This window comes from Nocardia ninae NBRC 108245 (genome assembly GCF_007990755.1).
GTDB classification, from domain to species: Bacteria; Actinomycetota; Actinomycetes; order Mycobacteriales; family Mycobacteriaceae; genus Nocardia; species Nocardia ninae.
Window position 1 is genome coordinate 1 of the sequence record NZ_BJXA01000144.1, and the last position, 11,102, is coordinate 11,102.

Annotated in this window: 10 protein-coding genes and 1 pseudogene; 4 read left to right on the top strand and 7 right to left on the bottom strand. The window is 67.6% G+C overall.

Annotation, left to right across the window (positions count from 1 at the left end):
- A partial coding sequence (locus NN4_RS43560) for a chromosome segregation SMC family protein (protein WP_147144042.1) occupies positions 1-1,231 on the bottom strand: 1,231 nt, incomplete at its 3' end.
- 487 nt (positions 1,232-1,718) lie between these two features.
- On the opposite strand from NN4_RS43560, the gene NN4_RS43565 reads away from it, so the two are divergent.
- A complete protein-coding gene (locus tag NN4_RS43565) occupies positions 1,719-3,941 on the top strand; it encodes a hypothetical protein (RefSeq protein ID WP_147144044.1) in 2,223 nt (740 codons plus the stop codon).
- Between the two features lie 330 nt (positions 3,942-4,271).
- Here the strand turns inward: NN4_RS43565 and NN4_RS43570 are convergent, their stop codons facing one another.
- Positions 4,272-4,697, bottom strand: coding sequence for a DUF1707 SHOCT-like domain-containing protein (locus tag NN4_RS43570; protein ID WP_147144047.1), 426 nt, complete (start codon positions 4,695-4,697; stop codon positions 4,272-4,274).
- A gap of 198 nt (positions 4,698-4,895) precedes the next feature.
- Here NN4_RS43570 and NN4_RS43575 point away from each other — a divergent pair, with 198 nt between their 5' ends.
- The 3 genes from NN4_RS43575 to NN4_RS43585 all read left to right on the top strand — a co-directional run bounded on the left by NN4_RS43575 (position 4,896) and on the right by NN4_RS43585 (position 8,010).
- On the top strand, positions 4,896-5,981 hold the full coding sequence (locus NN4_RS43575; protein ID WP_147144050.1) for an S-(hydroxymethyl)mycothiol dehydrogenase: 1,086 nt from the start codon (positions 4,896-4,898) through the stop codon (positions 5,979-5,981).
- A complete protein-coding gene (locus NN4_RS43580; protein WP_147144053.1) occupies positions 5,978-6,601 on the top strand; it encodes an MBL fold metallo-hydrolase in 624 nt (207 codons plus the stop codon). Before NN4_RS43575 ends, NN4_RS43580 begins: the two co-directional genes overlap by 4 nt.
- A 245-nt stretch (positions 6,602-6,846) precedes the next feature.
- Positions 6,847-8,010: a Cmx/CmrA family chloramphenicol efflux MFS transporter gene (locus NN4_RS43585; protein ID WP_147144056.1), complete on the top strand. Its 1,164-nt coding sequence runs from the start codon at positions 6,847-6,849 to the stop codon at positions 8,008-8,010.
- A gap of 80 nt (positions 8,011-8,090) precedes the next feature.
- Here NN4_RS43585 and NN4_RS43590 read toward each other — a convergent pair whose 3' ends face one another.
- From NN4_RS43590 to NN4_RS43610, 5 genes and pseudogenes are all read right to left on the bottom strand, one after another.
- Complete coding sequence (locus NN4_RS43590; RefSeq protein WP_147144060.1) at positions 8,091-8,411, bottom strand: helix-turn-helix domain-containing protein; 321 nt, start codon at positions 8,409-8,411, stop codon at positions 8,091-8,093.
- Positions 8,408-8,785 (bottom strand): type II toxin-antitoxin system RelE/ParE family toxin, encoded by a 378-nt coding sequence (locus tag NN4_RS43595; RefSeq protein WP_147144063.1) that lies wholly within the window; start codon positions 8,783-8,785, stop codon positions 8,408-8,410. Before NN4_RS43595 ends, NN4_RS43590 begins: the two co-directional genes overlap by 4 nt.
- 212 nt (positions 8,786-8,997) lie before the next feature.
- Positions 8,998-9,453: a DUF350 domain-containing protein gene (locus NN4_RS43600; protein WP_147144066.1), complete on the bottom strand. Its 456-nt coding sequence runs from the start codon at positions 9,451-9,453 to the stop codon at positions 8,998-9,000.
- Between the two features lie 43 nt (positions 9,454-9,496).
- Positions 9,497-10,663: a glutathionylspermidine synthase family protein gene (locus NN4_RS43605; protein WP_147144069.1), complete on the bottom strand. Its 1,167-nt coding sequence runs from the start codon at positions 10,661-10,663 to the stop codon at positions 9,497-9,499.
- Positions 10,663-11,102: pseudogene (locus tag NN4_RS43610) on the bottom strand (hypothetical protein); the annotation flags it as partial. The pseudogene NN4_RS43610 and the gene NN4_RS43605, both read right to left, overlap by 1 nt.

An 11,102-nucleotide genomic window follows, 5' to 3' on the forward strand; every position in this document is an offset into this window, starting at 1 on the left:
CGATCTCGCCGTCGTAGGACTGGGCCCTGGTGCGCAGCGTGTCGACCTTGCCGACCAGCCGCGCGACACCCTCGCGCCGGTCCGCGATGGCTCGCACCGCGGCCAGGTGCGCCTGCTCGGCGGCCTTGGCGGAGTGCTCGCGTTCGGCCAGCGCGTCGCGGGCCGCCTCCAGCGTCTCGGTCGCGATCTCGACCGCCTCGCGCAGCTCGGCCTCCTCGGCCTCCACCCGCTCGGCTTCGGCCTCCAGCTGCTCCGGGTCGCGTCCGCTGCCGACCGGCGTCTCGGTGTCGAGGTGGCGGGCGCGGTCCTGGGCGATCCGGATGGTCGCGTTGACCCGCTCGGCCAGCGCGGAGAGCTGGAACCAGATCTGGGCGGCGGCCTCGGCGCTCGGCGTCAGCCGGGACAGCTGGAATTCCTGCTGCGCCAGTGCGGCATTGGCGGCGTCGAGTTCGCTCTGCACGTTGATGTGCTGCTCGCGCGCGTAGGCTTCCTTGCTCTGCTGGCTCTCCAGTTCGCCGCGGCGGGTCACCAGGTCGTCGGCGGCCAGGCGAAGGCGCGCATCGCGCAGGTCGGCCTGCACGGTCTGCGCGCGCCGGGCCACCTCAGCCTGCCTGCCGAGTGGTTTGAGCTGGCGGCGCAGTTCGGTGGTGAGGTCGGTGAGGCGGGCCAGGTTGGCCTGCATCGCCTCGAGCTTGCGGACGGCCTTCTCTTTGCGCTTGCGGTGCTTGAGCACGCCCGCGGCCTCTTCGATGAACGCGCGCCGGTCTTCCGGTCGCGATTCGAGAATGGCCGAGAGCTGGCCCTGGCCGACGATGACGTGCATCTCGCGGCCGATGCCGGAGTCGCTGAGCAGTTCCTGCACGTCCATCAGCCGGCAGGAGCTGCCGTTGATCTCGTATTCGCCGGCGCCGTCGCGGAACATCCGCCGCGTGATGGACACCTCGGCGTAGTCGATGGGCAGCGCGCCGTCGGAGTTGTCGATGGTGAGGGTGACCTCGGCGCGGCCGAGCGGCGCCCGGCCCGCGGTGCCCGCGAAGATCACGTCCTGCATCTTGCCGCCGCGCAGCGCCTTCGCGCCCTGCTCGCCCATGACCCAGGTCAACGCGTCGACCACATTGGACTTGCCGGAACCGTTCGGACCGACCACACAGGTGATCCCCGGCTCCAACCGCAGCGTCGTCGCGGACGCGAAGGACTTGAAGCCCTTCAACGTCAGGCTCTTGAGATGCAAGTTCGACGACCTTTCCGTTTTCGTCGGTTCCGCAAGCTGCCCGTTGCCGGGCCCGTCGCGCACGCCGACCCGTTCTGCCTGATCAACAGAGGCGGGCGACCAGTCATGGTATCCATCGAGTGCCGAGCACCGCGGACGCGGGACGGCCCCCGTGGCCGCGCGGCGGTTCGGCGACACACGTAGGTTATCGAGTCATCCCGCGATATCCCGTATTTCAATGTGCCCGAAGTTTGCCGGACGCGTCGTCCCTAGTGTCTACCGCACCGGATCCGATGCCGCGACCGACGCGCCCACCACATGCGGGACCATAGCGCGCGCAGACGACACGCGTGCCGCCCGCAGGTAACGAATGCGGGCATCTTGTTCGACCTCAGCGGAACCTTTACACCAATAGACCGACCGACTCGCCGGACGCCCTGCCACACGGCGTTGTCGCCGCATACGATCCAGTCTGATTCGCCAGCGGGAATGTTTGGAGCGCCACAGGATGCCAGCCCCAGCCGGGACCAGTACGGCGTTCCGGCTTGCCCGCATCGCGCTGCTGCTGCTCGGTAGCCTGCTGTTCCTCTACGCGTGTGAGAACAGCAGGAGCGCGCTGCTGGCGGACAAGTGGGTTGAGGTCGCCATCGCGGGCACGCTGTTGGCCGCAGGGTTGGGGGCGGCCTGGTTCGAGGTCAAGTTGACCGACTATCTCGATGAGGAAGACGAGTCTCGGGCGGTGCGGGCCGAAAGTCGTAGGGGGCGGGCGGAGATGCGCGGGGGGCACGCCAAAGATCGTGCGGCGACCAGAGATCCTGCGGGGGCGACAGGTCGTGCTGGGGCGAAGGGCCGTGCGGGGGCGCACGGTCGGGCGGGAGCGAAGAGTCGTGCCGTGACAGGCAAGGATCGCGCCGAAAACCGGGAGTTCCTGGTCGAATCGGAGGGCTGGTCGATGCGCGCCAAGATCGCTCGCTCCGGCGATCTCATCTTCCACGGTCATGATCTGGGCGGCACCTATCCCGCCTACGAATGGATGTGGATCTTCCACCCCGATACCTTTCCCGAGATCCGGGCCGCCCTCGGTGATGACGAAGGCGAAATCCTGGAACTGCTCGAAGAGGTTGTCCCGCAACTGGATCGGCACGGCAGGCATGATCCCGGTGCCTGGCTGCGCGCGCACGACATTCCGGCTACCTATCGCGAGAAGGGTGTCAGCGCCACGCAGGAAACTCGGGAACTGCCGGTCCTGCGGCCCGGTCTCCCCCAGCCGGCGCCCCGGCGCGACGTGCCCGTTTCCGCGCGAGTGCACCGCAATGAGCCACCACCCAGTCGCGAGTACCGTGGTGCCGCGCCGGTATTCGATGAAGACCCCATCGAGCCGGACGCACCGACGCACGCCCGTCGAGACACTCTCGCACCCGCTGGATTTCGGGATGAAGACGCCGGACCTGGCTGGCCACAGCGGGATCCGGAGCCCGCGCAGTCGCGATGGCATGCCGAAGCAAGCGCACCGTATGACGAGATTACGCCTACACCCGGTGCGGAACCCGCGCGGTGGCGTTCCTCGGCTCCGACTCCACGCGAAGACTTCGAGCCCGTCCGGCCGCGGTACGAGGAGCCGGAACCAGCGCGCGCACGGTGGAATTCCGGGACCGCCGCATTTCCGTCCCGCGAAGACCATGAGCCGGCCAGGTCACCTTACGGGCTGCCGGAACCAGCTGGCACACCGTGGAATTTCGGTGCCGCCCCGTATGCGCCTCGCGAAGACTACGAACCCGCCCGGCCACCTCACGAACAGCCGGAACCAGCACGCGCACAGTGGAATCCTGGAGCCGCCGCGTATCCGCCGCACGAAGATTTCCAAGCCGCTCGGTCACCTTACGGGGAACCGGAACCCGCTCGCGCACAGTGGCCTTCCGCCGCACCGACATATTCGCCGCGTGACGACTTCGCGCCCGCGGCACCTCCGTACGAGGCTGCGGCATTGTGGCATGAGGATCCCGCACCGTCCTACGGCGATCCCGCACCGTCCTACAGCAACCCCGCATTGCTCTACGAGAATCCCGCACCGTCTTACGAGAATCCCGCAGCGTACGAGAATCCCGCAGCGGCGTACGACGACCCCGCACCGCACTGGCCGACCCGGGACGAGACCGCACGTCCCCCTCTCGAGCGGCGCAACTCCAAACGGTCTCAGCACGCGCAGCCGGACAGCGAGTGGCCGCACCACGACTCCGAACCCGCGCGGTCGCCGTACGAGGACCCGGCCGCCGCGCGGGCACGGCGGGAGCGTCTCGACGCGATCCAGGCACAGCTGGAGAACCCCGCGCCGGCGCCGGCGGAGCGGCCGTATCGCAGGGATGCCGCTCAGCCCCAACACCATTCGCGGCGCAGAGAACCTGATCCCCTGCCGCTGCAGCGCAGAGGTAGTTCGCCCCTGCCGGACGACTATCCGGCAGCCCCGCGCTACGAGCCGCTGTCACCATCCCGGCAACGATCCGCGCCGGATGCCGAGCCGTCCTGGCCCGCGCGATCCATGCCCCGTCAGCGGCAGGCGCCGCCCGAGCCGCCACCGCGGCAGCGCGACGAATACTCCGGGTGGGCGGATCAGCCGCCCGCCGAGTACGACGAGCCGCCCGCGCGCCGCCACCGACGGTCGAGCCCGCCACCGAATTCCGCGGGCACCGGTCGGCACGCCCAATCACACAGCGCTACCCCACGCTGGCCGTAGGCCGGTTCACTCTGCGCGCCGCTCCGACCGCTGCCGCTACCTCCGAGGTTCCGGCACCGAGGGTGAGCTAGCCGCTGCAAACAGGTGCCACACGCCGACGGCCCTCGTCAGCTGACCAGGCTCAGTTCAGGCGACCGCGCCCAACTCAGCGGGCCAGGCCCAGTTCGGGCGACCGCGCCCAGGCGGGCCGACCATGCTCACTGCGGCCAGCCTGGCTCAGCCTGGGCGATCACGAACAACGCAGGCGACCTGGCTCAGCTCCGGCGACCATGCTCACCTCAGGTGACCCCGCTCAACTGAGGTGAGCACGCTCAGTCCGAGCGGCCGTGCTCAGCGCAGGGGACGCGAGCACCGACCCGACTCGAACCCGGTCAGCATGCGGAACACCAGGACCGCGCCCCACGGCCCGATCACCCAGATCGGCCACGGGTAGGTGAACTCGCCAACGCTCAGCGAGATAGCACCCCAGATCAGCAGGACGAGCACGCTGACACCGAGCCAGCTGCTGCCTTCGATTTTCTGCCAGATCGGGATGCGAGACCCCGAGTCCGCTTTCGACGCAGTCTCTTTCGGCAGCTTGGGCAGATCCGACAGCACCAGCTGCAGATCGTCCGTGGTCGTGGTCGCGTACACCTTCGCGGCGCGCTCGTCGTACTCGGCGAGGTCGATCCGGCCGTCCTCCAGGTGCCTGGTGAGCAAGCGCACCACCTTCTCACGTTCGGCGTTCGAGGCGCGGGTACCGGGCGATATGTCCATACCGAATTTCCTTATCGACGGTTCCAACCTCCACAGTGGAATATCTTCAAGCATGAACCCTCCACTATGGAATGTCAACCCAACGGCCGTCCGATGCCACCCGGCGGTGGTGTCGCCCTGCCGAGCGCGGCAGTATGGACGGTGCTCAGCTCGCGGGCGCACCGGTTCCGCGTCGACGAAATCTCCTAGGAGGCATAGGTGTCGGAAACCGTGCGCGGTGTCATCGCCCGCAGCAAAGGCGCGCCGGTCGAGATCGTCGACGTGGTGATCCCCGATCCCGGCCCGCACGACGTGGTGGTGCGGGTGCAGGCCTGCGGCGTCTGCCACACCGATCTGCATTACCGCGAGGGCGGCATCAACGACGAGTTCCCGTTCCTGCTCGGGCACGAGGCCGCGGGCATCGTCGAGACCGTCGGCGACGCGGTCACCCACGTCGAGGTCGGCGATTACGTGGTCCTGAACTGGCGGGCCGTCTGCGGCGAGTGTCGGGCCTGCAAGCGCGGCCGTCCCTGGTACTGCTTCGCGAGCCACAACGCGAGCAAGAAGATGACCCTCACCGACGGCACCGAACTGAGCCCCGCGCTCGGCATCGGCGCCTTCGTCGACAAGACGCTGGTGCACGAAGGACAGTGCACCAAGGTCGATCCCGCCGCCGACCCCGCGGTCGCCGGGCTGCTCGGCTGCGGCGTGATGGCGGGCATCGGCGCGGCGATGAACACCGGCAACGTCTCCCGCGGCGACACCGTCGCGGTGATCGGCTGCGGTGGTGTCGGCGACGCCGCCATCGCCGGCGCGCGGCTGGCCGGCGCTAAGACCATCATCGCGGTCGACCGGGACCAGCAGAAGCTGGACTGGGCCACCGATTTCGGCGCGACCCACACCGTCGACGCGACCAGCGAGGACGTGGTCGAGAAGATCCAGGAGTACACCGACGGCTTCGGCGCCGACGTCGTCATCGAGGCGGTCGGCCGCCCGGAAACCTGGAAGCAGGCGTTCTACGCCCGCGATCTGGCGGGCACCGTGGTCCTGGTCGGTGTCCCCACGCCGGACATGACCCTGGACATGCCGCTGATCGACCTGTTCTCCCGCGGCGGCGCGCTGAAGTCCTCCTGGTACGGCGACTGCCTGCCCGAACGCGACTTCCCGACCCTGGTCGACCTGCACCTGCAGGGCCGCCTGCCGCTGGAACGCTTTGTCACCGAACGTATTTCACTCGACCAGGTGGAGGCGGCGTTCGCCGCGATGCACACCGGCGATGTGCTCCGCTCGGTGGTGGTCCTGTGACGAACATCGAACGCGTCGTCACCTCCGGCACCTTCTCCCTCGACGGCGGCACCTGGGACGTGGACAACAACGTCTGGCTCATCGGCGACGAGCACGACGTCCTCATCATCGACGCGGCGCACAATGCGGACGCGATCGCCGAGGCCGTCGGCACCCGCAACGTCGTCGCCATCCTGTGCACGCACGGCCACGACGACCACGTCACCGTCGCACCGGAATTGAGCACCCGGCTCGACGCCCCCATCCTGCTGCACCCCGCCGACGACCCGCTCTGGCGGATGACCCACCCCGACGTCGACTACCGCTCACTGGCCGACACGGCCCGAATCACCGTGGGCGACATCGACATCGACATTCTCCACACCCCCGGCCACTCCCCCGGCTCGGTCTCCCTGCACCTGCCCGAGGCCGCCGCCCTCTTCACCGGCGACACCCTGTTCTCCGGCGGCCCCGGCGCCACCGGCCGCTCCTACTCCGACTTCGACACCATCATCGCCTCGATCCGCGACCGGCTACTCACCCTCCCCGACGAGACCACCGTGCACACCGGGCACGGCGGCACCACCACCATCGGCGCCGAAAAACCTTCCCTCGCCGACTGGATCGCCCGCGGCCACTAATTCCCTTGCCGTCACCCACGGTGCCGTTGCTATGGTGCCGGGCGTGACTTCACCCGAGGCGTCCAGACTCTAGCCACCTGTCGAACGACCAGGTGGCGTCCCTCGCCATGCGCGAATCGACCTGCCTACCCGGTCGTTCGGCCCTGAGCGTCGTCCCATCGGGGCGATTTCTGCTCTGCCTCCCTCCGTTGCCGCTTTTGCGCCGGAGGGCGGCGTGGTGTCGAACAGAGTCTGGGAGTCTTTGCATGCCTGTTGTCATTTTCGTGTTGGGTGTCGCCGTATTCGCTCAGGGGACATCGGAATTCATGTTGTCGGGGCTGCTCGAGCCCGTCGCAGCGGATGTCGGAGTTTCGCTCGGCTCGGCCGGGTTGCTGACGTCGCTGTTCGCCGTCGGAATGATCGTCGGCGCGCCACTGATGGCGATGGTCGCCGGTCGTTGGCCTGCCCGGTACGCGCTGACCGGATGCTTGTCGTTGTTCATCGCCGCGCACGTCGTCGGCGCACTCACCACCGCCTTCGGCGTGCTGCTCGCCACCCGCGTGGTCGCGGCGGTGGCGAACGCCGGATTCCTCGCGGTCGCACTCGCCGCGCTCCCCGCCCTCGCCGGTCCGCATCGGGTCGGTCGAGCGACCTCCATCATCCTGTCCGGAGTGACACTCGCCTGCATTGCCGGCGTCCCCGCCGGAGCCTTCCTCGGGCAGGAACTCGGCTGGCGATCGGCCTTCTGGGCAGTCGTCGTCGTGAGTGTGCCCGCCCTGGTCGGCACTTGGTCGCTGGTTCGAACGGAAACCGGGAAAGCGGAAGCGACCGATGGAAGTTCCCTGTGGGGAGAGTGGCGCACGCTGGGTCTGCCGCGCGTGCGAATCATGCTGGTACTCGGCGCAGTGGTGAACGCAGCGACCTTCGCCACCTTCACCTACCTCGCGGTGATCACCACCAACATCAGCGAAGCAGGACCCGGATGGGTGCCGATAATGCTTGCCCTCTTCGGAATCGGATCGTTCCTCGGCGTCACACTCGCCGGCCACTACGCCGACCGATCCGCCCACATCATTCTCTCGACGGGATCAGTTGCCCTACTGATCATCTGGACCACAACCGCCCTGATCGCCGACTACCTCCCCGGCCTCCTGGCCATGGCAACAATCAGCGGTGCCACCTCCTTCGCCGTCGGCTCCACAGTGATCGGCCGCATCGTCACCACCGCAACCCCAACCGCCCCACGCCTGAGCGGCGCCTTCGCCACCGCCGCCCTCAACATCGGTGCCGCCCTCGGCCCAGCCACCGCAGGCCTGGCTATCACCGCGACGGGCACAACCACATCCGCCCTATGGACCAGCGCAGCCCTATCCGCTGCCGCCACCACCCTCACCCTCTTCACCCCGACCCAAAAGCCCAGCACACGCTGACCATGTCCGCAAGTGGCACATGACGGTGGCAAACGTCGAGTGGTCCACACCATGGTGTGCCACTCACGGCTGTGTCTAGGTCAGCCCACCCGTAGTTGCTCGTCGCCGAAGTCGGCGACGAGCTTCAGCACCCCGCCGAGCGCGGATACATACCGATCCAGCACGTCCCGAGTGGACACCTCACCCTGCTCGATCTGCGACACCCTGGCCACGGACACACCCATCTGTTCCGCTACCTGCTTCTGGTTGAGGCCGCGATGCTTCCGCAGCTCCGCAAGACGCCAGCCACGCGCGCGATCTTGCAGGTGCTCGACACCTTCTTCGAAGCCTTCGGGCCCGCCCGCCGCGTCGATTGCGCGTTCGAGGTGTCCGGTGTCGCGCCAGCGCCGATGTGTGGTCATTGGTGCGACTCCTCAGCTCGCTCGATCAGGTAAGCGTCGTACAGTCTTTCGGCTCGCGGTATCGCTTCCCGATACCACAGCTGCCACGCGCCGGATTTGTCTCCCGCCACCAGCAGAATGGCCGATCTCCACGGGTCGAAGACGAACAGTATGCGGATCTCGCTCTTCCCTGCGGACCCGGGCCGCAGCTCCTTCATATTCGCAATCCGCGATCCGGCGATGCTGTCCACGAGCGGCCGCCCTTGCGCGGGACCGCTTCGCTCCAGCAGCAGGATCGCTTGGTTGACCAGGGTGTGCGTTGCGCGGTCGGTCTGCCATAAAGCATCGAGGAACTGCTCTACCTCGTCGGTTATGAAGATCTCCCACTCGTCCATTGACGGTACCTCCCCCACGTCCGCAATTCAAGGATTTCCTTAACAGGCTTGATCGAGCGAATCACGTTGCAGGGTAAGTTGCGGGTCCGACACGGAGCGCTTCACCAGCATCGATGGCACGGGCAGCAGCCCCCGCTGGGCCGAGTGGGCACGTCAGGTCTACCGCGCGTGCGATTCGTGCTGGTGCTCGGCGGCGTGGTGAATGTGGCGGGTCAGAGGATGGCGAAGGCTACTACGAGGCCGAGGGCGAAGTGGGCGGCGGCTACTACCAGGACTTCGGTGGTGTAGGTGTCGGCGTGCAGGGCGGCGCCGATGTCGATGCCGAGTGCTTTTTCGAGGACGCGGACCGAGATCACCTGGGCGATGATGCCGACGAGGCCGTAGACGAGGGCGGCGATGAGGCCTTCGGAGAGTTTGCCGCCGCTGCCGACCGCCAGGATGGCGAGCACGACGATGAAGGCCATGCTGATCATGCCTGCGGCGGTGACGATGATCGCGTTGGGCTTGCCCTCGACGACGAGCCCGCGCAGGTGGCCGGGGGTGGTCAGGTCGATGGCGTAGAACCCGACGAGCATCAGGACCAGACCGATGAGGGCGTAGAGGATGATGGCTCCCACGCCCTCGCCGAGCGAGCTCCAGTACCCCGATTCGAGGGCGACTGCGGTCATCATGATCCTTCCGAAAGTGTTGGCTACGAAGAGTATGTGCGGGCTACGGGGTGACGATGCGGTGCGGGACGAAGGCCGAGCCGTCGTCGGTGATGAGTCCGGCGGTCTCCCGGATGCCGAGCCCCGCCGCGGTGTCGCCGACCATCCAGGCACCCAGCACGGGGCGCATGTCGTCGAACTCCGGTAGCGGATCCAGCAATTGGTAGACGTAACCCTCTTCGCCGTAGATACCGCCGGTGGCGGTTTCCAGGCCGGCGCCGACGATGGTCATGTTGGCGCCTTCGCGACCCAGCTTCGGCTTACGGATGTACTCGGTGAGCTCGTTGGGCTGATCGAGGTAGGCGGGCAACAGGTTCGGATGCCCGGGATACATCTCCCAGAGGATCGCGAGGATCGCCTTGTTGCTGAGCAACGTCTTCCACAGCGGTTCGATCCACATGGTCTGCGGCAGACTGCCGACGACCCGCTTGCCGAAGTCGTCGTCGAGGGCCCACTCCCACGGGTAGAGCTTGAAGATCGCCTCGATCGGCGCCTCGGCCAGATCGACGAAACGCTCCAGCTCCGTGTCGAATCCGACCTCTTCGATCGGCAGCGCGATGGTGTCGAACCCGGCCTCGGCCGCGGTCTCCTGCACGTAGGCGGTGGTGACGTTGTCCTCGCCGGTGGCGTCGGCCCCGGACCAGCTGAAGTGCAGCTGCGCGGTCGGCAGGGTGTCGCGCAGCTCGGTCCAGCGCTCGACGAGCTTCTCGTGCAACGAATTCCATTGATCGCCGCCGGGATAGCGCGCGGTCAGCCAGTGCCACTGCACAATTGCCGCTTCGAGCAGCGAGGTCGGCGTATCCGCGTTGTACTCCAGCAGTTTCGCCGGCCGACGCGCGTCGTAGCGCAGGTCGAACCGCCCGTACACGTAAGGGTCGTTGCGCCGCCAGGATTCGGTGATCGGCGCCCAACTCCATTCGGGCAGACCGAAATCCTTGAACCGCTCGGTGAGCACGACATGTTCGACGGCGTTGAGGCACATCGAGTGCAGCAGCTCGACATCGGCTTCGAGCGCGAGGATCTCGTCCATCTCGAACTCGTAGTGCACCGACTCGTCCCAGTACGGCCGCGGCTGACCGCTGGCATCGCGACCGGGCACACCATAGACCAGGCCCTGGCTCTCGGTGATCTGCTGCCAATCCGGCCGGGGCGTACTGCGTATCCGCCGCACTACGATCCCCCGCCGGTGCTCTTGCTGCCGAGCCCGCCGCGCTGAATGGTGGTGCCGCTCTTCGTCTTTATCTCGGCACTCTTGGGTTTCACGGTGGTGCCACCCGTGGGCGGCTGGCCGATGGTCGATGTGCCGCCGTAGTGGTAGCGATACTGCGGCCCGCCACCGAGGATGATCAGGCCGGGACTGACGCCACCGACGAAACCGGGACGTCCGTCGCCGCAGTAGCGGTCCTCGACCACGATCTCCTGACCGTTCTCGACCTTCACACACGACGCGGTGACCTTGTCCGGCGCGGAGATCGCCCGGTAGGCGAGGTAACCGCCGCCGACCAGCGCGGCGACGCCGACGATCGCGACACCGCCGATCATCACCCGCTTGCGCGTGCGCTTCTTCGCTTCGTCGGCCGCGGCGGCGGCCCGCTGCGCTTCGGCGGCCC